The organism is Aquabacterium sp. OR-4 (assembly GCF_025290835.2).
Classification (GTDB): Bacteria; Pseudomonadota; Gammaproteobacteria; order Burkholderiales; family Burkholderiaceae_C; genus Pseudaquabacterium.
In genome coordinates, this window is record NZ_JAOCQD020000004.1 from 116,962 (window position 1) to 138,574 (window position 21,613).

The window sequence follows — 21,613 nt, forward strand, 5'->3', positions numbered from 1 at the left end:
CCTCAGGTGATGGCCACGGTGTAGTGGAAGGCGTTGGCATCGCCCAGCGAGGCGCGCCATTCAACGCAGCGGCCGGCCAGATCAAAGGCCTGGCGCTGCACCCGCGCGCAGGGGTGGCCGGCCGGCAGGCGCAGCGAACGGGCCTGGGCGGCGCCCAGGCTGCCAAAGCCGATGCTGTCGACCGCGCGGTGCACGTGCACGCCGCAGCGCTCGGCAAACAGCGGGTAGAGCAGGTCGCCCCAGGCCGCGGCGTCGCCCTCGGCCAGCGGCGCAAACAGCGGCAGCGGCAGCCAGATCTCCTCATGCAGCACCGGCTGGCCGCCCAGGCTGCGCAGGCGCCTCAGGCGCAGCGCCGGCTCGCCGGGGCCGCTGCCCAGCGCGCGCGCCACCTCGGCCGGCGCGGCCAGCGTGTCACGCGCCAGGATGCGCGAGCGCGGCGCCTCGCCACGCGCCGCGCCAAAGCGGAAGAAGCGCAGCATCGGCGCGCCGCTGAGGCCCTGGCGCACAAAGGTGCCGCGGCCATGCACACGCTCGACCAGGCCCTGCTCGGCCAGCAGCTCCAGCGCCCGGCGCATGGTGCCCAGCGCCACGCCATGCTCGGCGGCCAGCGTCTGCTCGGCCGGGATGGCACTGCCCGGCGGCCACTCGCCACCCACGATGCGCGCCCGCATGGCCGCCGCCAGCGCGGCGTAGCGGCTCTGGCCGGGTTCGGAGTCGACAAGGCGAACGGATGACATCTCTAGTCCTCTATAGGACTAGAGTATCCGCCGCTGACTGCTGCGCCGGCCTCGGGATGAACCCGGGGCCGGGACACGGCGGCGAAGACCCGGCGCGCCAGCCTGCACCGCGAGATGCCTGCCGGCAAGCCGCGGCAGGCCTCGCTGCGCCTATGCGGGGCGCGACCGCCTGACCCGCTGCCAAACGCTGAACACCTCGTCCAGCGGGCCGCTGTGGGCCTGGGAGGGGCCTGGCGGCAGGCGCGCCTGACGCGGCGCCAGGCGGCCCTGCGGCGCACTCAGCACGCCCTGGGCCGCCGCCTTCAGCAGGCGCTGGAACGACGGGCAGGCGGCATGATCCAGGGCGGGGCATGCCGCCGCATGGCGCAGCCCCTCGCTCAGGGCCTGCAGCCCGCGCAGCATGGCATCGATCTCGTCGGCCCGGGCGGCGAGCCGGGCGCGGTCAATCTGCAACTGGCCCTCGGGCGTGAACATGGCGCGGATCTCATCCAGCGAGAAGCCGGCAGCCTGCCCCAGCGCAATCAGCGCCAACTGATCCAGCACGACTGGCGCATAGCGGCGCCGTGCACCGCCATGGGCCAGCGGTCGGATCAGGCCCTTGCGCTCATAGAAGCGCAAGGCCGACGCCGCCACGCCCGAGCGCTTTGCCACTTCAGAGATGTCCATGCGCGCTTGACTTGAAGTTGAGTTCAAGTTCTACAGTGCCATCCATCGCACCACAGGTCAAGCCAGCGCGCCCCATGAACCCACCCGACATCACCACTGCCGTCCACATCCTGCTGATCGGCATCGGCGCCACGGCCGTGCTCGATGCCTGGTTGCTGCTGTTGCGCCGCCTGGGTCAGCCGAGCGCCGGTTTCGCGCCGCTGGGCCGCTGGATCGGCCATCTGGCGCGCGGCCGCCTGACCCACCCCGCCATTGCCCAGGCCGCACCGGTGCGGCACGAGCTGGCGCTGGGCTGGCTCAGCCACTATGCGGTGGGCGTGGCCTTTGCCGCTGCGCTGGTGGCCTGGCAGGGCATGGCCTGGGTGCGCCAGCCCACGCCGCTTCCGGCCCTGGCCTTCGGCCTGGCCAGCGTGGTGGCGCCGCTGTTCGTCATGCAGCCGGCCATGGGCGCGGGCTTCGCGTCGCGGCGCACCGCCACGCCGCTGAAGAACTGCTTGCGCAGCACGCTCAACCACATGGTGTTTGGCGTCGGGCTCTACCTGTGCGCGCGCTTGCTGGCCGGTGCGCCGGCCGCTGCGCTGGCCTGAGCCGGGCCTGGCCTGCGCAGCAGCCGTGGCCCGCCACCCCATCCCCCCACCGCCGGCCACGGTCGGCCATCGCCCCCCCCAACGAAAGCACTCGCATGTTCCCCTCGCGCTTTGCCCCGGCCCTGTTCGGGCTGATCCTGTCCGGCCTGATGTCGCTGCTGGTCTCGGGCATCTCCACCGGCCGCGCCGTGGGCCTGGGCCCGGACTTCGCGGCGCTGTGGACCAGTGCCTGGCTCACCACATGCCTGGCTGGTGGCCTTTCCGGTGGTGCTGGTGGTGGCGCCGCTGGCGCGCCGCATGGTGCAGGCGCTGGTACGGCAGAGTTGAGGGCACCGGCCTGAGTGCCCCCCACCCCGCGTGCCCCCCATGCCGGGCGGGCCTGCTCAGCCCCTCAGCCCAGCGCGTGGCGCAGCAGCAGCGCCGCCAGCAAGGCCATGGTGATGCCGATCAGCCCGTCCAGCCACTGCCAGGCGCGGGGTCGCGCAAACCACGGCGCCAGCCAGCGTGCGCCAAAGCCCAGCGCGGTGAACCACAGCAGGCTGCCGGCGCTGGCCCCGGCGATGAACCAGCCGCGCAGCGCCGCCGGCTGCTGCGCACCGATGCTGCCCACCAGCAGCACGGTGTCCAGGTAGACATGCGGGTTCAGCAGAGTGAATGCCGCCGCCTGGGCCAGCACCGCGGCGCGCCGCGTGCCCTGCCCCAGCACATCGGCGGCGGCCTGCAGGCGCTGCGGCTGGCGCGCCCGGCGCAGCGCCTGCCAGGCATAGGCCGCCAGAAACAAGGCACCGGCCAGCGCCAGCGCGCGCGCCAGCCCCGGGCTGCGGCCCAGCGCCTGGGCCATGCCCAGCACGCCGGCGGCGATCAGCAAGGCATCGGCCACGGCGCAAAAGGCCACCACGCTGGCCACATGCTCGCGGCGCAGGCCCTGGCGCAGCACGAAGGCGTTTTGCGCGCCGATGGCCACGATCAGCCCCAGGCTCAGCGCCAGGGCCTGCAGAAACACCGGCACGGCGTGCGGGAGGAGTGGAATGTGATTCATGCGGTGCCCAGCTTGCCAGCCCTGGCCGGTGAAGACAAACTAAAGCTTCTAAGCCAGATGAAGCTCAACTGAATCATGCTCGATTACGCCGCCTTGTCGGCCCTGGCCGCCGTGGTGCGCGAGGGCAGCTTCGAACGCGCCGCGCAGGTGCTGCACGTGACGCCCTCGGCGGTGTCGCAGCGCATCCGCGCGCTCGAAGAGCGCATGGGCAGCGCGCTGGTGGTGCGCGCCCAGCCCTGCCGCGCCACCGAGGCCGGCCGCCGCCTGTGCCAGCATGTCGATCGGGTGGCCCTGATGGAGCAGGACCTGCGCGGCGACCTGCCCACGCTGGCCGCGCTGACGCGCGATGGCCGCACCCGGGTGCCGCTGCCGGTGGCCGTCAATGCCGACAGCCTGGCCTCGTGGTTTGCGCCGGCGCTGGCCGCCTATGCCGCCGACGCCCCGGTGCTGGTGCAGGTGGCGGTGGACGACCAAGACCACACTGCCGAGTGGCTGCGCACGGGCCAGGTGCTGGCCGCCGTGACCAGCGCCGCGCGGCCGCCGGCCGGCTGCAACGGCCAGCCGCTGGGCGCCATGCGCTACCGCGCCGCGGCCACGCCGGCCTTCATGGCGCGCCACTTTGCCGCGGGCGTGAACGCGGGCGCGCTGGCCCGTGCGCCCAGCCTGGTGTTCGACCTGAAGGATGAACTGCAGGCGCGCTGGGTGCGGCGCCAGTGCCGCCGCCCGATCGAGCTGCCGCGCCACATGCTGCCCTCGGCCCAGGCCTTCGTGGTGGCGGCGCTGGCCGGCATGGGCTGGGGCCTGCACGAGGAAGGCCTGGTGGCCGCCCACCTGCGCAGCGGCCGCCTGGTGGAGCTGGTGCCCGACACGCCGCTGGACGTGCCGCTGTACTGGCAGCATGCCCGCGCCGCCTCGGGCCTGCTGCAGCAGTTGACTGCGGCCGTGCTGGCCGGCGCACGCCAAGCCCTGCGGCCGACCCGACCGGCGCGCACTTGACGGCGGGCACTTGGCGGCGGGCACTTGGCGGCCCGCACCTGGCGGCCCGGCGCCGGCCTCTCAGCCTCTCAGCCCATTCACGCCGGCGGGCCCACCGTCAGCGCCACCTCGCCCACACCGGCCACCTGGCCGCTGAGGCGGTCGCCCGGCTGCACCGCGCCCACGCCCTCGGGCGTGCCGGTGAAGATCAGGTCACCGGGCTGCAGGTGGTAGAACAGCGACAGATCGGCCAGGATCTCGCGCAGGTTCCAGATCAGCTGGTTCACGTCGGATTGCTGCCGGGTGATGCCGTTGACCGACAGTGCGATGGCGGCGTGTTCGATCACCACGCCGGGCATCGGCAGCACGGCCGAGCACACGGCCGATTGTTCGACGTCCTTGCCCAGATCCCAGGGCCGGCCCTTGTCGCGGGCGGCCAGCTGCAGATCGCGGCGGGTCATGTCCAGCCCGCAGGCATAGCCAAAGATGTGCGCGTGGGCCTGCGCCGCCGCGATGCGAAAGCCCGCCTGGCCCACCACCAGCACCAGCTCGATCTCGTGGTGGTAGCTGGTGGTCTCGGGCGGGTAGGCCACGGTGACCCCGCTCGCCACCACGGCCTGGGGCGACTTGGTGAAGTAGAACGGCCGCTCGACGCGCTTGTCGACCGGCTTGCCCATCTCGAGCGCATGCGCGTGGTAGTTGCGGCCGACGCAGAACACGCGGTTGACCGGCAGGCGCTCGCCACGGCCGCTCACCGGCAGCGAAACGACGGGCGGCGGGGCCCAGAGGTAGGTGGGGGTCATGGGGTTCAGGGCTGAGAGCAACATGAGGAGGGGTGAGGTCAGCGCGTCTCGAGGACGCCCAGCTTGCGGTGCAGCGGCGACTCGTCGGCCACGAACACGAAGGCCGGCGTGTTGCCCGCGCGATTGCGCAGCGTGACCGGCGTGTAGCCCGGCGCACAGCAGGTGTCGGCCTCGGCCAGCGTGAAGGCTTTGGGCGGGTCGGTGGCCACCTGCACATCGACGCCGCCCTCGATCAGATGGAAGACCTGGGCCGGTGAGCTGGCCGGCAGGGTGAGCGTCTGGCCCGGGCGCAGCATCAGCGCGTGGAAGCCGAGGATGTTCTCGGCGTCGTCACCGGTCTCGGGGTTCACATAGGTGAGCTGCACCGTGGCCCGCGCGGGCTGCGCATCGGCCAGCGCCAGCAGCGCCGCGCGGGCCTGGGCCCAGGGGTAGCGCAGCATCGGGTAGCGCTGCACGGCGTCGCCGAACACCGGCGTGGGCACCAGGCCCGAACCATGGCCCGAACCATGGCAAGCACCCTGGCCCGAACCCAGGCCTGCCGGTGCGCCATCGGCCGGCTGCCCGGCGGGGGGCGCCGCCACGCCGGCATCGGCCCGCCGGTCGCGCAGGGCCTGGCGCGAACCGTTGACGTGGTAGCTGGCCTCCATGTAGTAGACCAGCGGCAGATCCAGCACGTCCAGCCACACCACGGGCGCGCTGCCGTCGTGGCCGTGCTCGTGCCACAGGCCGGTGGGCGTGAGGATCAGGTCGCCGCGCAGCATCGGGCACTGCTCGCCGTCCACCGTGGTCCAGGCGCCCTCGCCTTCCACCACCATGCGCACGGCATTGGGCGTGTGGCGGTGGCTGGGTGCCCATTCACCGGGCAGCAGCAGCTGCATGCCCAGGTACATGGCCGGGCTGGCCTTCATGTTCTCGCGCCCGTGGCCGGGGTTGGCCAGCACCAGCACGCGGCGCTCGGCCTTCTCGATGGGCGTCAGCTCGCCGGCGCGCAGCAGCAGCGGACGCAGCGCCTGGTAAGACCAGTGCGTGGCCTGCGTGGCCGGCCGCGGCCTGGCCGGCGGCAGCACGGCGCGCAGGCTGGGCCACAGCGGCACCAGGTTCAGCGCCCGCAGTTCGGCCACGTAGTCGGCCGGCAGGTCTTCCAGCCGGCCGAGAGCGAGCTCATCACCCATCGCAGTTCTCCGTCAGAAAGCAAGCCGCCTTGCCGGGCACGCGCCGCAGGCGCTGCGGGGCCGGCTCAATCGGCCAGGCAGTTGGATGCGTTCCAGCCATAAAGCCATTCCATCGCGTCGTAAAAGCGTTCGGGCGTGCGGCCCTGCCACAGCGCGTTGCGCACCAGGCGTTCCAAGCCCTTGGCGTGATAGAGGCGCCCCATCTCGCGCGAGCTGAGCACGATGCGCGCGGTGCGCGTGACGCGGCTGCGCTGGTACAGCGCGAGCGCCTGCGCCCAGTCATTGCCATGGCGGCGCAGCGCCTGGCCCAGGGTCACGGCGTCTTCAAGCGCCATGCAGGCGCCCTGGGCCATGTACTGCGTGGTGGGGTGCGCGGCATCGCCCAGCAGCGTGACGCGGCCAAACGTCCACTGGCCGATGGGCTCGCGGTCGGCGGTGGCCCAGCGCTTCCAGCTGCGGGGCAGGTCGATCAGCTGGCGGGCCCTGGGGCAGAGGCCCTGGAAGTAGCTCTGCACCTCGTCCCGGCTGCCCTCGCTGACGCCCCACTGCTCGGGCTGGCGGCTGTGAAAGGTGACCACCACGTTGTACTGCTCGCCACCGCGCAGCGGGTAGTGCACCAGGTGGCAGTGGGGGCCCACCCAGATGCTGGCGGCGTTCCACTGCAGGTCGGGCGGAAAGTCCTGCCTGTCAACCACCGCGCGGTAGACCACATGGCCGGTCACGCGCGCCGCATCACCCACGAACTGCTGACGCACCACGCTCTTGACGCCATCGGCGCCGATCAGCGCCACGCCGCGGTGGCTGGCACCGTGCTGGTCGGTCACGGTCACGCCGTCGGCATCCTGCTCGATGCGCTCGGCCCGCGTGGCGGTGAGGAACTCGACGCGGCCGCTGTCTTGCGCGCCCGCCAGCAGCGAGCGGTGCACATCCACCCGGTGGATCACCGCATAGGGGTTGCCGAAACGCTGGCGAAAGGCCTCGCCGGTGGGGATGCGGCCGACCTCGTGTTCGTCGATGGCGTCGTGCATCACCATGCAGTCGGTGTAGACGGCGCGGCTGCGCGCCTGCGGGCCCACGCCCAGCGCATCAAAGGCATGGAAGGCGTTGGGCCCGAGCTGGATGCCGGCGCCGATCTCGCCGATCTCGGCCGCCTGCTCCAGCACCTTGACTGCGAAGCCCTGGCGCACCAGGGCCAGCGCCGCGGCCAGGCCGCCAATGCCACCACCGGCCACCAGCACGGGCGGGCCCGACACCACGGAAGACGCTGCGCTGGCCATGCTGCCTGCTCCGGTTATTTAATCAGCACACTGATGATCAGTGTAGTGAAGCATCGCCGGCGCAGCACGCGGGTAAACCCGCCTCGGGGGGTGTCGGGGTGGGGTCAGCGGCCGCGCTGGCAGTCGCGCATCACCGAGGGCGAGGCGTTGAAGCCCTGGATGCGCCAGCCCTGCGGCGTCCAGGCCAGCGTCATCGCGCCGGCCACGCTGATCTCGCGGTTCTGGCGCAGGTGCAGCGGCGGCATGTCCAGGCGCGGCGCCTCGGCGGCCTGCAGCAGGCTGCCCAGGCTGAGGCGCTGCACCGGCGCCGGCACGCCGGGCACGCAGCGCGCGGCCTGGCGCATCACGCTGGCCGGCGCCGTCACCTCGTCGGGGCCCTCGACGAAGGACAGCCGGGGCAGCGACAGGCCTTGCAGCGCCGCGCCGTCGTCGCGCGCGAGGGCCTCACGCAGCGCCTGCCAGAACTGGGCAAAGGCCGCCTGGCGGTCGACTGTCACGCTGCAGCCCGGGGCCTGGGCCGCCAGCACAAAAAACGCGGGCAGCTGCAGCGCACCGCAGGCCGCCGGCTGCAGCGCGATGCGGTAGTGCGCCGGGCCGCGCTGCACGATCAGCAGCTGCTCGCTGCCCAGGCGCTCGTCGCGCCAGGCAAAGCGCCAGCGGCCATCGGCCTGCAGCACCGGCGCGCCCGAAGTGGTCAGATCGCATTCGCGCGCGCCGGCCGCCACCGCCACGCTGGCACCCAGCGGCACGCCCTGCGCGTCCAGGCTCAAGGCCACGCGGTGGCCTGGATCGGGGGTGCAGGCCAGGCGTGTGGGCAGGGCCGGGGCCGCCGGGGCCGACGACGCCGCCTGGCCGGGCTTGGCGGGCTGAGCGGCCTGGGCGGCCTGGGCAGCGAAGGGCGCGGTGAGGATCAGGCTGAGCGCAAGCAGGCCACGCAGGGTCATGGGCACAGGGGTTGGCGGGGGACGGCCGGCAGTATCGGCGAAGCGCGCACGGTCTGCCGCGCTGTTAGGCCTCGCCCTCAGGGTGCGCGGCGCACGCCCAGCGCATCGTCCAGGCGCCGCACCGATTCGGTCACCGCATCGGGCCGCGTGCCGTCGGCCTGCAGCTCGCCACGCTGGTTGCCGCCCACCACACGCACCTGGCCATCGGCCAGCACCTCGGAGACGATGGCCACATGGCCCTGCGCCGGGTTGTTGCCGCGCGGGAAGACGATGACATCGCCCGGCTGCACATGGGCCGCGTCGCGCGGCACGGCCTGGCCCCATTGCAGCCAGCTGCGCGCGGCGGCGCTGTCGGTGCCGGCCACACCGGCGCGTTGCATCGTCCAGTTGACGAAGGACGAGCACCACGAGGTCTCGTCGTCGCGCGCCCGCAGGCTGGTGGCCTGGTGGTACTCGACCACGCGCGGGTTGTCGCCCGCGCCGCGGATCTCGCGCGTGCCCAGCTCGCCCAGCGCGATGTCCAGATGGCGCGGCGTGCCCGTGGCCGCACCCGCAGGCGCCGCACCCGCAGGCGCCGCAGCGGCCGGTGCCGCAGCGGCCGGCGCGCCGGCCAGCAGGCCCTGCTGGCCCAGGGCGCTCTCGATGGCGTCCATGCGGCGCTGCTGGTCGGCGCGCAGCACGTTCTGCACCTCGGCCTCGGTGGGCGTGCGCCCGAGCCGCGCCCGGGCGATGTTGGCAAAGCCGCTGCCGGCCTGGCCGCCGCCGGCCAGCTCGAAGCGCTGGCCGGTGCTGGCATCGACAAAACTGTTCACGCGCAGCTGGGTCAGGTGGGCCGAGTCCAGCGGCTGGCCGCTCAGCGTGCCCAGCTGGGCCACGAAGCGCCTCGCGGCGCTGGGCGACTGGTTGTACAGGTCGAGGTAGGCCGAGGCCAGGCGGGCATCGGCAGGGTCGAGCCCGGCGCGCTGCGCCGCGGCCTCGTAGGCCGGCAGCGTGGCGCGCAGGCTGGCCAGCTGGCGCCGGTCGGCATCGGCCGGGCTGCTGGCCGCATGCTGGTACGAAAACGAGCCGCGGTTGTGCGCGGCATTGCCCGGATCGGCATGGCCGCCATAGGCCGGGGTGAAGCCGCCATCGGGCCGCCGCGTGCCCTCGGCGCTGCCGATGACGATGGCCGCCGCCGCATGCGAGCCCAGCGCCGGATCGGTGAAGGCCTGCAGGTCGAGCCGACCGCTGGCCGGGGTGGCCGCGGGCGCGCCCTGCACCGCGGCGGTGGGGGCCGCGGCCGCGCCTTGCACCGCGCCGGTGGGGGCCGGCGCCGGGGCTGCCGGGCCGCCGGCCGCGTCCAGGAAGGGCAGGTTGGCCCGCAGCAGGTCCATCAGCGCCACGCCCCAGCGCTCGGCAATGCCGGCCAGGGTTTCATCAGGCGCCACCTCGTGCTGGCGCTCCAGGCCGGGCGTGGCCACCGGGATCAGCAGGCGCTGGCCCACCTGCAGCCGGTCGGGGTCGCGCGGGCTGGCGCCCATGCGGCCATCGGCCAGCGCCGGGTCCAGGCCGTTGGCGCGCATCAGGGCCTCGGGCGCCACGCCGTGGCTGCGCGCGATGTCGCTGAGGGTGTCGCCGCGTTGCACGCGGTGCGTCTGCACTGGGCTCATGGGTTCTGCTCCTGCCGCCCGATGGCGGGCGCCTGCGGCGATTGAAGCCGCGCCCGGCCCGCCCCGCCAGTTGGGGCCGCCCGCAAATCGGGCGCGCCCACGCTGGGGTCAGCCGCAACGTGCCGGGCCAGGCCGGCACGGCTGCCCGGCCGCCCCCCGGGGTAAACCCATGCTTCCAGAAACACGAGGGCCGGCGCGCGCCGATTGACCCGCAGGCGACTGTTCGCCGCGCAGCCGCCGCGCTAGAAACACAGCCTGCCGGGCGCCATGCCCGCACCACGCGACGCGACCGCCAGGAGACCCCGTGCTGCACCCCTACTTCCACGCCCAGGCCACGCCCGACAAGCCGGCGCTGATCATGGCCGACAGCGGCCTGCGCATCAGCTACCGCGAGCTCGACGAGCGCTCCAACCAGGTGGCGCAGCTGTGGCGGGCCTCGGGCCTGAAGGCCGGCGACCACATCGCGCTGATGCTCGAGAACCACCCGCGCTTCTTCGAGATCTGCTGGGGCGCGCAGCGCGCCGGGCTGATCTACACCGCGATGAGCACCCGGCTCACCGAGGGCGAGCTGAGCTACATCGTCAACGACTGCGCGGCCAAGGCGGTGATCGCCTCGCAGGCCATGCAGGCCGCCGTGGCCCACCTGCCGGCGCAATGCCCGCAGGTGGGCCACTGGCTGATGCTCGACGGCGCCAGCCCCGGCTGGGCAGACTATGAAGCCGCCGTGGCGGCCCAGCCCGCCCGCCGCATTGCCGACGAGCAGGCCGGCGGCGACATGCTGTACTCCAGCGGCACCACCGGCCGGCCCAAGGGCGTGTTCGTGCCGCCGCAGGAGACCGCCATCGACGCCCCCGGGCCGATGACCGACATCCTCGGCAAGCTGTACGGCGTGACCGAGCACACCCGCTACCTCTCGCCCGCGCCGCTGTACCACGCCGCGCCGCTGCGCTACACCATGGCCGTGCAGCGCCTGGGCGGCACGGTGGTGGTGATGGAGCACTTCGACGCCGAGCGCTACCTGCAGCTGGTGCAGCAGCACCGCATCACCCACAGCCAGCTGGTGCCCACGATGTTCGTGCGCATGCTCAAGCTGCCCGAAGAGGTGCGCCAGAAGTACGACCTGGCCACGCTGCAGTGCGCCATCCATGCCGCGGCGCCCTGCCCCATCCCGGTGAAGCGGCAGATGATCGACTGGTGGGGCCCGGTGCTGTGGGAGTACTACGCCGGCACCGAGGGCAATGGCGTGACCATGGTGCATGCCAAGGACTGGCTCAGCCACCCGGGCACCGTGGGCCGCGCGGTGATCGGCGAGCTGAAGATCGTGGACGACGACAGCGGCGACGAGGCCCCGGTGGGGCAGCCCGGCACGGTGTACTTCGCCAACGGCCGGCCCTTCTCGTACCACAACGACGCGGCCAAGACGGCAGGATCGACCAACGCCAGGGGCTGGACCACGCTGGGCGACGTGGGCTATGTGGACGCCGAGGGCTTTCTGTACCTCACCGACCGCAAGGCCTACATGATCATCTCGGGCGGCGTGAACATCTACCCGCAGGAAGCCGAGAACCTGCTGATCACCCACCCCAAGGTGGCCGATGTGGCAGTGCTGGGCGTGCCGAACGAAGAGTTCGGCGAAGAGGTCAAGGCCGTGGTGCAGCCGCGCGACATGGCCGACGCCGGCCCCGCGCTGGAAGCCGAGCTGATCGCCTGGTGCCGCAGCCAGCTGTCACCGATCAAGTGCCCCAAGAGCATCGACTTCGACGCCGAACTGCCGCGCCACCCCACCGGCAAGCTCTACAAGCGCCTGCTGAAAGACCGCTACTGGGCCGGGCACGCGTCGCGGATCGTCTGACGCGGGCGGGCGGCGCCTGCCGCCGCAGGCCAGGTCAGCGCGCCGCCCGCGCCGCCTCGTAGCCCTCGTACGAGGCCTTCAGCACCGCGTGGTTGAGCAGCACCTCGGCCTTGCAGGTGCTGCCGCTGGCGTCGAAGATCTGCGAGCGCACCCAGTAGCTCTCGGTGCGCTTGCTCTCGGCCAGGGCCACGATCTCGCGGCGGATGAGATAGGGCTCGTCGACGAACAGCGGGCCGTCGACCATGCGGATCTCCAGATCGGCAAACAGGCCCACCACCGGCTGCTTCACCACAAAGCCGGCCTGGCCGTTGGTGTACTCGGCCAGCACGCTCACCATCTCCAGCGGCACGATGGCGCGGCCCCAGGGGTTGCCGCCCTCGCCCGAGGCATACCAGGGCGAGTTCTCGGTGATCTTGCCCAGCTTGTCGGCCAGCGAGAACGGGTACAGCGCGCCCATGTGCTGGCTGGCGCCCATGGTCACCGGCTCGTCGCGCACGCCACGCTGGCCCACGCGCAGATCCTGCAGGATCACCAGCGGGCCGGGCGGGCGCAGCTGGCCCAAACGTTCGGCCAGCAGCGTGGGCTGCGCGCCCAGCGTGGCGCTGGCCTCGAGCACCGGCGTGCCGTCGGCCTTCTCGGCCCAGCAGCGGGTGCGGGTGGCACCCGGCGCCGGCGGCTCGACGAAGGCGCGCACCGATTCGCCCTCGACCACCATGTTCAGGAAGTGGCAGCTGAAGCTGCCGCGCTCGAACCAGTCACGCCCCCACGCTTCAGCCAGCAGCGGCACAAACTGGCTGAAGTGCGTGGGCCCCTCGATCGGCCCGGCGCGAAAGCCCAGCTTCTCGGCCATGGCGTCGTCGTGGATCGAGGTGTGGCCGGCGTAGCTCTGCTCGGCCAGCATCTGCCGGGGCTGGCGCAGCGGGCCGCACAAGGCGATGGGGGTGGAAAAGCTCATGGGGCGGAAGACGGTGTGTTCAGACAGCCTGCGAGCTTAGGCCCGGGCCTGGCCGGGGCGCGTCACGCAGGCGCCAGGGCCACGCTGCCGTTGGCCCGGGCCGCAAAAAACCCCGGGCTCTCAGGGCCCGCCACATTGACAGCCTGGATGTGCAGGCCTAGCCTGCGGCATTGTGAAAGCGATTTCAGAAAGCGCTTTCCAGTGGGTCGCCGGTCGGCAGCAGGCCGGCGCCTTCCATCGGGACGCCAGAGCCCACGCATCCAGGAGACAACATGCTGAAGATGAAGACCATGGCGGTCATCGCCGCCGCATGCATGGCCGGCGCCGCCAGCGCCGCCACCACCCACGGCTTTGCCAACGGCGGCTTCGAGACCGATGGCGGCGGCGGCCAGATCGCCGCCGGCTGGCTGACGGCCGCCACCAACAGCCCGGCGTCGCGCTCGACCGAGGCCCACTCGGGCAGCTACGCGCTGCGGCTCAGCGCACCCAACGGCTTTGACGCATCCATCGCGCTGCAAGACTCGGTCGGCCACGGCGGCCTGCCGCCGCTGACCGCAGCCAACGTCGGCGACACGCCCTGGCTCAGCTTCTGGGCCAAGGGCGACGCCGGCACCACCGGCAATGCGTTCGTGAAGCTGCAGTACTTCACCGCCAGCGGCAACGTGCTGGCGCTGGACCGGCAGTTCCAGGCCCTGATCAACCCCGACAGCTGGTCGCAGATCAGCTTCCAGGCTGCGGCCATCCCCAGCGGCACGGGCACGCTGTTCCTGGAGATCGGCACCGCCGTCGGCCCCCTCCTGGACGGCCGCCCCAACGCCGTGCTGGTGGACGACCTGCAGTTCATGCTCACCACGGCCGCCGTGCCCGAGCCTGGCAGCGTGCTGCTGCTGGCCGCCGGCCTGGCCGGCCTGGGCGCCATCGCCCGCCGCCGCCGCTGAGCGCAGAAAGGTACGCCATGAACCTGCCTCGCCATCCCCTGTTCAGCGCCCGCGGCTGCGCGCTGCGGCAAGCGGCGGCCGTGCTGCTGCTTGCCGGCCTGGCCGCGCCAACCCACGCCGCCGGCGTGGTCGTGCTCGACACCTACGGCCCCGACATCGGCCACCTCGACGGCTGGCCCACGCCGCTGACCGCCGCCAACAGCATCGCCGTGCCCTTCCAGCTGGGCAGCGGCGCCACCGTGCAGTCCATCCTGACCGCCATCGAACGCAACACCGACTGGCCCAGCAGCGGCGGCGTGACGCTGGGCATCGCCCACCGCCAGGGCGCCACGCCCACGGCCGCGGCCTGGCTCTACAGCACCCGGCTGGAAGACCCGGCCGTCAACACCACGGTCACGCCCAGCGGCTGGGCACTGGCCGCCGGCGCGTACTGGCTGCTGGCCACGGCCGACGGCGGTTTTGCCGGCCAGTGGATCAGCGCCACCCAGGACGACAGCGGCGACTGGGCCTACACCACCGCCCCCGGCAGCTGGACGCCGCAGACCTCCAGCTTTCTCGGCATGCCCGGCGCCCGCATCACCGTGGCGGCGGCCGTGCCAGAGCCGGCCAGCGTCGGCCTGATGCTGGCCGGCGGCCTGATCGTCGCCGCGGCACTGCGCCGCTCGGCCCACGCACGCCAGGGATGAACACCATGCAATGCACCTCCCGCATCGGCCGCCTGCTCGGCGCCGTCCTGCTGGCCGCCAGCGCGGCCGCTTCGGCCAGCGTCACCAGCCCCGTGATCGGCCGGCTGCTGTGGTCGGAAGAATTCAACGGCGCCAGCCTCAACACCACGCTGTGGACCGCCTCGAACGGCAACGGCTGCCAGATCGGCCTGTGCGGCTATGGCAACCAGGAGCTGCAGTCCTACAGCCCGAACAACCTGACCATCGCCAACGTGCCCTTCGAGGCCGGCACGCGCGCGCTGGCCATCACGGCGCGACGCGAGGTCAGCGGCAGCAACCAGTTCACCTCGGGCAAGATCGACTCGTCGGGCAAGGTGCAGGTGAAGTACGGGCTGATCGAGGTGCGCATGGCCACGCCCAAGACCGGCGTCGGCCTGTGGCCGGCGGCCTGGCTGCTGGGCACCAGTCCGCAAGCCTGGCCGCGCAATGGCGAGATCGACATCATGGAACAGGGCGGCCGCCAGCCGGCCGGCCTGCCGGCCATCTCGTCCGACCAGTTCGTCGGCGCCAACGTCATCTTCCACCACCCGGACGCCTGCGTGCCGGGCAACGAGAGCTGTGCCGCATCGACCGCCTGGCAGACCAAGAACTGGTACACGCCCAGCCGCTCGCTGGCCAACCGCTTCGTGACCTACCGCCTGTACTGGACGGACACGCAGATGCGCTTCACGGTGCTGGACAACGGCCGCGAGTACGACATGTACAAGGCGCCGATCACCATCGCCTCGTCATCGCTGCAGGCGCCGTTCTACCTGCTGCTGAACATGGCGGTGGGGGGCAACTTCACCCCTGCGGCCACGCCGGCACAGGTGACGGCACCCCTGCCGGCCACGACCTATGTGGACTATGTGCGCGTCTACGAGCTCGACGGCCTGGGCGAGGTGCGGCTGGGCGTGGGCATCCAGCCCGAGGTCGGCCGCTTCGGCGTGTTCACCGACACCACGCCGGTGAACAACGGCCAGACGCTGGGCGCATCGGCCGACTTCTTCATCTGGAACACCGGCTCGATGAGCGGCGGCAGCCTGGCGCCGTTTGAAGGCACCCAGGTGCTGGCGCTGAACTACTTTGCGCCGGGCCAGTGGTTTGGCGGCGCCGTGCAGTCGCGCCAGGCGCACGACATGAGCGGCTTTCGCAACGGCAGCATCAGGCTGAAGATCAAGGCCCCCGCCAACCTCGCCTTCCGCATCGGCATCCTGGACACCTACACCAACCACGGCTGGGTCACCTTCCCGGCCAACACCACCGCCTACGGCCTGGTGCGCAATGGCGAGTGGGGCACGGCCACCATCCCGGTGGCCGAGATCGCCGGGCCGCTGGTGGCGCTGCAGTCCATGAACTCGCTGTTCGAGTTCCTGAGCGTCGACGGCGCCAACCCGGGCGCGCCCTTCCAGATGGCCTTCGACGACATCGTCTGGGACTCCGGCGTGCCGGGCAGCAGCCCGGTGAAGGTGGCCGCGGCTGCATTGCCGGCCGTGGGCGCCACGGCGGCCGCCGGCGCCCGCCCGGCCGCCCTGTCGGGCCAGGCCAGCCAGACCGGCGCCGCGATGCTGGCCTTCAGCGCGCCGGCCAGCGGCTGGGTTGACCTGCACTACAGCGTCAACGGCGGCGAGACGCGCACCGTGCGCATGGCCCAGGCCGGCGGCACCGGCCGCTACACCGCCGCAGGCCTGAAGCGCGGCGACGTGGTGGCCTACCGCTTCACGGCCTGGGACAACACCCGCCGGCTGGCCGTGGACTCGGCCTTGAAGACGGCGGTCATGCAGTAAGAGCCGCCGCCGCAGGTGAAACCCAGCGCGGCTGGCCGGCCCGCAGCGCGCACGGTGGGTCGGCGTTCATCGGGGAATCTCCGGGGTTCGGTTGGCGCCTGGGCGTCGGCCAGCGGTGGCGGCCTCGGCCTATGCTGCGCCATCGTCTGCCGGCGCGGTGCCGGCCGTGCAGCCCGGAGAAGCCCGCCATGCCCCCAGCCCCATCGAACCCGGTTGCCGATCTGCTGGCCCACCAGGTGGCCGCCCGCCACTGCCCCGGCGCGCTGGCCCTGGTGGAGCAGGCCGGCCAGGTGCTGGCGCGCGAGGCCGCGGGCCATGTGCGGCCCGATGGCGCCACCGCCATGCATGCCGGCGTGCGCTTTCGCATCGCCTCGCTGACCAAGCCGGTGGTCACCGTGGCCGCGCTGATGCTGGTGGACGAAGGCCGGCTGGCGCTGGACGCGCCGTTGGGCGAGTACCTGCCCGCATTGCGCGACCTGCGCCTGCCCGGCGGCGCCGCGCCGCAGCGCGCGCCCACGGTGCGCGACCTGATGCGCCACACCTCGGGCCTGGCCTATCCGTTCGAGATCGCCGATGCGGCGCTGCGCGAGACCTGGCTGGGCGCCGGCATCTCGGCGGCGATGAGCGGCTTCACCCCTGCCAGCTTCCAGGCCTGCGTGGCCGGCCTGCCGCTGGTGGCCGAGCCCGGCCGCGCCTTCCGCTACGGCTACGCCACCGATGTGCTGGGCTGCATCGTCGAGGCGCTCGATGGCGTGCCGCTGGGCCAGGCGCTGCAGCGCCGCCTGTTCACGCCGCTCGGCATGGCGCACACCGGCTTCGAACTGCAGCCCGGCGAGGCCGCCGACCTGGCCGAGGCCCACCCGGAGGATGCCGCCTGGCACGCCACCATCCCGCCCATCGGCCGGCGCACGCCGGGCGCGCCGTGGATCGACAGCGGCGGCGGCGGCCTGATCAGCACACTCGATGACTACGCCGCCTTCGCGCGCCTGCTGGCCGACGGCGGTGTGGCGGGTGGCGGGCGCCTGCTGTCCGAGGCGCTGATGGCCGAGATGTTTCGCAACCAGCTGCCCACGGGCGTGGACGGCCCGGCGGCCTATTGCGGCCCGGGCTACGGCTTCGGCCTGGGCCTGGCCATCCGGCTGGATTGGGGCCCGGCGGCCATGCCCAGCAGCGCCGGTGAAGGCGCCTGGTCGGGCATCAGCGGGCCGGCGCTGTTCGTGCAGCCCAGGCAGCGCTGGTTCGCGCTGATGATGGGCGCCAACATGAGCTCGCGCATGCTGTGCCGGCTGGCCTTCCGGCGCGAAGCCGGCCGCCTGTAGGCCCGGCTATCGCAAGGGCGGGCGCTGCAGCGGCAGGCGGGCCTGCACGCGGTGGCCGGTGCTGCCCAGCTCGAACGACAGGCGGCCGCCCAGCCGCGTGATCACCTGGTGGGCAATCGCCAGCCCGAGGCCGAAGCCCGGCACGCTGCGGCTGGCATCGCCGCGGGCAAAGGCCTGCAGCAGGTTCTCGGCATCGCCAGGCGGCAGGCCGACGCCGGCATCGATGACGCGGATCACGGCGTCGTCGCCATCGGCCAGCACCTCCACCAGCACCGGCGTGCGGCCATGCTTGAAGGCGTTGTCGATGAGGTTGACGATCACCCGGTCGAGCAGCAGGCCGGGCGCGCGGCGCAAGGCCAGCCGCTCGGGCGCCGCCAGGCGCAGCACGGGCAAGGGCTGCTCGAAGCGCGCCACCACCTGGCGCGCCGTGGCGGCCAGGTCGACCTCGTCCTCCAGATCGAGGTCCAGCGTGCTGGCGCGCACAAACTCCAGAAAGCTGCCGATCAACCGGTCGGCGTGATCGACATTGCGCGTGATGGCGACCACGCCATCGTGGTTGTCGGAGGTCTCGGGCAGCATCTCGGCGGCCAGGCGGATGCGGCTGAGCGGGCTGCGCAGATCGTGCGACACACCGGCCAGCAGCAGGGCGCGCTCGCGCTCGTTGCGCTGCAGGCGCTGCGCCAGCTGGGTGTAGGCGGTGTCCATCTGGACCAGCTCGGGCGGCGCGCCACGGTTCAGGCCGGCCGGTGGCGGCGGGGCCGAGGCATTGCCCGCCTCGGCGTGCACCAGCATGCGCGTGCGCAGCCGATGCAGCGGCCCGGTGACGCGGCGGGCAAACAGCCAGCTCACCCCGGCCACCACCAGCAGCAGCAGGCCGAAGGTCACCGTGGTGCGCCCGGTCCAGCGCGGCAGCACCGACGGTGCGCGGCCGCTGAACCAGACGCCGTCCGCGCGGCCGGTCTGCACATGCGTCCACAGCCGGAGCCGGCCATCGGGGATCGCCACCCAGATCTGGTCGACCACCACGCCGCGTGCGGCCAGAGCCTCGCGCAAGACCTTGGCCGAGGGCCAGCCGGTGACCTCCAGCCTCGGCCCGTGCGGCGGGCCGGCATGACTCTGGTAGCCGCCGGGCAGGCCCATCACCGGGCCGGGATGACGCGTGGGCGGCTCGACCAGCGCCCTCTTGTACAAGGGCGCCCACACCTCGGCAAACTGCGGCACCTGCAGCAGGTTGCGCTCGGTGATGACCAGCCAGCCGAAGATCATCACGCAGCACAGCACCAGCACCAGCTGCGCCAGCAGCAGGCGCATGAACAGCGAGTCAAGCCGCGCCAGGATCATCGCGTCGCGGCGGCTCGGGGGGGCTGACCCGCGGCACGAAGGCATAACCCTCGCCGCGCACGGTCTCGATCCAGTCGCTGCCCGGCGTGGCACTGGCCAGACGCCGCCGCAGCCGGCCCACCTGCACGTCCACCGTGCGGTCCAGCGGCCGGTAGGCGCTGGACTGCACCGCGTCGCTGAGCTGCTCGCGCGACACCGCCGCGCCGGGCTGGCGCGCCAGCTCCACCAGCAGCTTGAACTCGGTGCTGGTGAGCGCGACGGCGCGCCCGTCCACCAGCACCTCGCGGCGGATGAGATGGATGGTGAGCTGGCCGAAGGTCCAGTGGGTGGTCGGCAGGCTGGCGGCCGGCGCCTTGCGACGCAGCAGGGCGCGCAGCCGGGCCACCAGCTCGCGCTTCTCGAAGGGCTTGGGCAGGTAGTCGTCGGCGCCCAGCTCGAGGCCCAGCACGCGGTCGATCGGGTCGCCGCGCGCGGTGAGCATCAGGATGCCGATGGCCGGCTGCGTGGCATGCCAGCGGCGGCACAGCTCCATGCCGTTGGCGTCGGGCAGCATCACGTCGAGCAGCACCACGTCGGGCGCCTGCCGGGCCATGGCCTGCTCGGCGGCCGCGGCACTGAGCGCGGCCTGCACCTGCCAGCCCTCGGCCTGCAGCAGCCGCACCAGCATGGCCGAGAGCTCGGCGTCGTCGTCAACGATCAGGACCAGCGGTGGTGACATGGGGCAAGGCGGCTGGCTCGACCCAGGCTGGTGACAGGCCGGGCATGGTACGGCAGCGCCGGCGCCAGCGCCGCATTGCGACAGCCGCGTCGCATTTCGTCGCCAGACGTCGCCCTGCGTCGTTACATGTCTCGCACCCCCGCTTCACTGTCGCACACGCCCGCTTCACTTGGCTTGACGATGCAGACATCAACGCAGCCACCGCTCGCGGCCCGGCAGATTCTGCCGGCCCGACGCACGCCGAGGCGCTTGATGCACCCGACAAACCAGTCCACCACCGCTCAGGGAAACCAACATGCACACGCCGTACGCCGCCACCTCTTCACGTCGCCACCGGGCCAGTGCCGGCCCGGCCTGGCGCCGCCGTCCGGTGGGTCAGGCCGTCGCCCTGGCACTGCAGGCCGGGCTGCTGTGCCTGGCCGGCGGCGCACAGGCGCAGACCTTCAACGACCTGCTGGTGTTCGAGACCAGCAACCAGAGCCTGTGGTCCAGCGGTGCAGCCAGCGGCTGGCGCTATGACAGCGGCCTGATCGGCGGCACCTGGGGCGGCGGCCGCTCGGCCTCGTCGCCGGTGAGCCTGGGCATCAGCGGCATCACCGGCTCGGCCAATGCCCTGATCACGCCCGAGGTGCCCGGCTACACCATCCCCGGCGTGCCGCCGCAGCTGATCTCGCCGGCCATCCCGTCCAAGGAACTCACGCCCTATGTGGCGCCCCAGCTGATCTCGCCCGCCGTGCCGGCCACCTACATCACGGTGCCGGCGGTCAAGGTGCTGGGCGTGGTGGTCACGCCGGCCTACCAGAAGCAGGTCACACCGGCCATCCCGGCGGTCTACAGCGCGGCCATTCCGGCCACCTATTCGGTGGCCGTGCCGGCGGTGTACAGCGCGGCCATCCCGGCCGTCGTGGTGCCGGCCGTGCCCGCGGTGTATGGCGACACCCGCACCGGCGCCGCGGTGGCGGTCACGTCCTCGGGTGAGCTGGGCTTCAAGGTGCAGGCCGCGGCCACGGCCGGCGCGGTGGCCGTGAAGCTGCCGGTGCAGGCCACGCTGAACCTGCCCACGCAGTTTGTCAGCGGCCAGTCGGTGCATGTGGCCGGCACGGCCACCATCGACAGCAGCGCCAGCATCAAGGTGTCGGCCGCCTCGCTGAAGGCCTCGGTGACCGGCGTGATCCAGACCAGCAACGATCTCGGCGCCACCGGCTGCTTCGCTGGCGCCGGCTGCAGCTCCAGCAGCAGCAGCGCCGACATCGACCAGAGCTTCGAGATCGTGACGCTGAACACCGCCTCGTCGCGCACCGTGTCGGCGCTGGGCCTGCCGCTGCCCATCGTCTCGGGCGTCGATCTGCCGATCAATGTCGGGGCGCAGACGGTGGGCCATGTGGTGGTGACCCTGCCGCAAGACCAGAGCGGCGGCACCGTGTCGGGCAGCACGCTGGCGCTGGACACGCACCAGTCGGTGATCAAGGCCACGGCCGACTTCGGCGGCATCGCGCAGGCCGCGCTGGGCGTGCCGGCCGACGTGCTGCAGCCCTCGGTGAGCGCCGGCCCGGGCTCGATCGGCGGCGTGGTCGTCAACCTGCAGGGCGGGGTCGATCTGGGCATGAGCCAGTCGCTGAGCCTGGACGCCGACTTCATGGTGACGCTGACCTTCGACCAGGCCGTGACCATGACCTACCGCGGCCAGACCTTCGCGGCCAGCAAGACGGTGAGCTTCGACCTCGACGAAGGAGCCGACCTGGTGTTCACCGGCACCGTGGGCCGCCTGCTCGAGCGCACCTACAGCCTGAGCGACGACACCCAGTTGACCAACAGCACCTCGCTCAGCATCGACCCGCTGTTCGAGATCAAGGCCGCGTGTTATTCGCTCAACGTGACGGGCGTGGCCAATGTCGAGCAGTGCATGCTGGAAAAAGGCTATGGCACCACCGACCTGCTGGCCTTCACGGTCTACGAGAAGAGCTTCGAGCTGCAGGGCTTCAACGCGGTGAGCCTGACCAGCGCGGTGCCCGAGCCCGAGAGCTGGGCGCTGCTGCTGGCCGGTCTGGCGGGCGTGGGCCTGCTGGCCGGCAGGCGCCAGCGGCGCTGAGCGCCAGCGCCGGCCGCCGAGGCCGCCGTAGCCGCCGTGGCGGCCTCGGCGCCCCGGGCAC

19 protein-coding genes and 1 pseudogene are annotated in these 21,613 nt (G+C 72.6%); 9 read left to right on the forward strand and 11 right to left on the reverse strand.

What is annotated here, in order from left to right; translation table 11 throughout:
• Window positions 1-2: 2 nt before the first annotated feature.
• Window positions 3-737 carry a GntR family transcriptional regulator gene (locus N4G63_RS26000; RefSeq protein ID WP_314600665.1) on the reverse strand — a complete coding sequence of 245 codons (735 nt, stop codon included), beginning with the start codon at window positions 735-737 and terminating at the stop codon, window positions 3-5.
• A 150-nt stretch (window positions 738-887) separates the two neighbouring features.
• On the reverse strand, window positions 888-1,403 hold the full coding sequence (locus N4G63_RS26005) for a helix-turn-helix domain-containing protein (RefSeq protein WP_314600666.1): 516 nt from the start codon (window positions 1,401-1,403) through the stop codon (window positions 888-890).
• Between the two features lie 74 nt (window positions 1,404-1,477).
• Between N4G63_RS26005 and N4G63_RS26010 the strand changes: the two genes are divergently transcribed.
• Together N4G63_RS26010 and N4G63_RS26015 are read left to right on the forward strand one after the other, a co-directional pair.
• Window positions 1,478-1,990: a DUF2938 domain-containing protein gene (locus tag N4G63_RS26010; RefSeq protein WP_314600667.1), complete on the forward strand. Its 513-nt coding sequence runs from the start codon at window positions 1,478-1,480 to the stop codon at window positions 1,988-1,990.
• 95 nt (window positions 1,991-2,085) lie between these two features.
• Window positions 2,086-2,317, forward strand: a pseudogene (locus N4G63_RS26015) (DUF2798 domain-containing protein).
• A 64-nt stretch (window positions 2,318-2,381) separates the two neighbouring features.
• Here N4G63_RS26015 and N4G63_RS26020 read toward each other — a convergent pair.
• Window positions 2,382-3,029, reverse strand: coding sequence for a LysE/ArgO family amino acid transporter (locus N4G63_RS26020; RefSeq protein WP_314600668.1), 648 nt, complete (start codon window positions 3,027-3,029; stop codon window positions 2,382-2,384).
• A 75-nt stretch (window positions 3,030-3,104) separates the two neighbouring features.
• Here N4G63_RS26020 and N4G63_RS26025 point away from each other — a divergent pair, with 75 nt between their 5' ends.
• Window positions 3,105-4,025, forward strand: coding sequence for a LysR family transcriptional regulator ArgP (locus N4G63_RS26025; protein ID WP_314600669.1), 921 nt, complete (start codon window positions 3,105-3,107; stop codon window positions 4,023-4,025).
• A 77-nt stretch (window positions 4,026-4,102) separates the two neighbouring features.
• On the opposite strand, the gene N4G63_RS26030 is transcribed toward N4G63_RS26025, so the two are convergent.
• The 5 genes from N4G63_RS26030 to N4G63_RS26050 form a co-directional block, all read right to left on the reverse strand.
• The gene (locus N4G63_RS26030) at window positions 4,103-4,807 is read right to left on the reverse strand and encodes a fumarylacetoacetate hydrolase family protein (protein ID WP_314600670.1); all 705 of its coding nucleotides are present in this window, start codon (window positions 4,805-4,807) and stop codon (window positions 4,103-4,105) included.
• 38 nt (window positions 4,808-4,845) lie between these two features.
• Window positions 4,846-5,979 (reverse strand): cupin domain-containing protein, encoded by a 1,134-nt coding sequence (locus N4G63_RS26035; protein WP_314600671.1) that lies wholly within the window; start codon window positions 5,977-5,979, stop codon window positions 4,846-4,848.
• A 65-nt stretch (window positions 5,980-6,044) separates the two neighbouring features.
• Window positions 6,045-7,256, reverse strand: coding sequence for a 3-hydroxybenzoate 6-monooxygenase (locus tag N4G63_RS26040; RefSeq protein ID WP_314600672.1), 1,212 nt, complete (start codon window positions 7,254-7,256; stop codon window positions 6,045-6,047).
• Window positions 7,257-7,360: 104 nt separating this feature from the next.
• On the reverse strand, window positions 7,361-8,200 hold the full coding sequence (locus N4G63_RS26045) for a hypothetical protein (protein ID WP_314600673.1): 840 nt from the start codon (window positions 8,198-8,200) through the stop codon (window positions 7,361-7,363).
• 77 nt (window positions 8,201-8,277) lie between these two features.
• Window positions 8,278-9,849, reverse strand: a complete 1,572-nt coding sequence (locus tag N4G63_RS26050) for a TIGR02594 family protein (RefSeq protein ID WP_314600674.1) — start codon at window positions 9,847-9,849, stop codon at window positions 8,278-8,280.
• Between the two features lie 307 nt (window positions 9,850-10,156).
• On the opposite strand from N4G63_RS26050, the gene N4G63_RS26055 reads away from it, so the two are divergent.
• Entirely contained in the window at window positions 10,157-11,701 is a 1,545-nt protein-coding gene (locus N4G63_RS26055; protein ID WP_314600791.1) for an AMP-binding protein, read from the forward strand.
• A gap of 34 nt (window positions 11,702-11,735) precedes the next feature.
• Here N4G63_RS26055 and N4G63_RS26060 read toward each other — a convergent pair whose 3' ends face one another.
• The gene (locus tag N4G63_RS26060) at window positions 11,736-12,656 is read right to left on the reverse strand and encodes a hypothetical protein (protein ID WP_314600675.1); all 921 of its coding nucleotides are present in this window, start codon (window positions 12,654-12,656) and stop codon (window positions 11,736-11,738) included.
• A gap of 272 nt (window positions 12,657-12,928) precedes the next feature.
• Here N4G63_RS26060 and N4G63_RS26065 point away from each other — a divergent pair, with 272 nt between their 5' ends.
• The 4 genes from N4G63_RS26065 (at window position 12,929) to N4G63_RS26080 (ending at window position 17,404) form a co-directional block, all read left to right on the forward strand.
• Window positions 12,929-13,594 carry a PEP-CTERM sorting domain-containing protein gene (locus N4G63_RS26065; RefSeq protein WP_314600676.1) on the forward strand — a complete coding sequence of 222 codons (666 nt, stop codon included), beginning with the start codon at window positions 12,929-12,931 and terminating at the stop codon, window positions 13,592-13,594.
• Window positions 13,595-13,611: 17 nt separating this feature from the next.
• A complete protein-coding gene (locus N4G63_RS26070; RefSeq protein ID WP_314600677.1) occupies window positions 13,612-14,280 on the forward strand; it encodes a PEP-CTERM sorting domain-containing protein in 669 nt (222 codons plus the stop codon).
• A gap of 5 nt (window positions 14,281-14,285) precedes the next feature.
• Window positions 14,286-16,085 (forward strand): glycoside hydrolase family 16 protein, encoded by a 1,800-nt coding sequence (locus tag N4G63_RS26075; RefSeq protein ID WP_314600678.1) that lies wholly within the window; start codon window positions 14,286-14,288, stop codon window positions 16,083-16,085.
• 188 nt (window positions 16,086-16,273) lie between these two features.
• Window positions 16,274-17,404: a serine hydrolase domain-containing protein gene (locus N4G63_RS26080; RefSeq protein WP_314600679.1), complete on the forward strand. Its 1,131-nt coding sequence runs from the start codon at window positions 16,274-16,276 to the stop codon at window positions 17,402-17,404.
• 6 nt (window positions 17,405-17,410) lie between these two features.
• Here N4G63_RS26080 and N4G63_RS26085 read toward each other — a convergent pair whose 3' ends face one another.
• Window positions 17,411-18,745 (reverse strand): sensor histidine kinase, encoded by a 1,335-nt coding sequence (locus N4G63_RS26085; RefSeq protein WP_314600680.1) that lies wholly within the window; start codon window positions 18,743-18,745, stop codon window positions 17,411-17,413.
• Window positions 18,726-19,463 (reverse strand): response regulator transcription factor, encoded by a 738-nt coding sequence (locus N4G63_RS26090; protein WP_314600681.1) that lies wholly within the window; start codon window positions 19,461-19,463, stop codon window positions 18,726-18,728. The genes N4G63_RS26085 and N4G63_RS26090 overlap by 20 nt, the downstream gene beginning before the upstream one ends.
• A gap of 295 nt (window positions 19,464-19,758) precedes the next feature.
• Between N4G63_RS26090 and N4G63_RS26095 the strand changes: the two genes are divergently transcribed.
• Entirely contained in the window at window positions 19,759-21,552 is a 1,794-nt protein-coding gene (locus N4G63_RS26095; protein WP_314600682.1) for a PEP-CTERM sorting domain-containing protein, read from the forward strand.
• Window positions 21,553-21,613 lie beyond the last annotated feature (61 nt).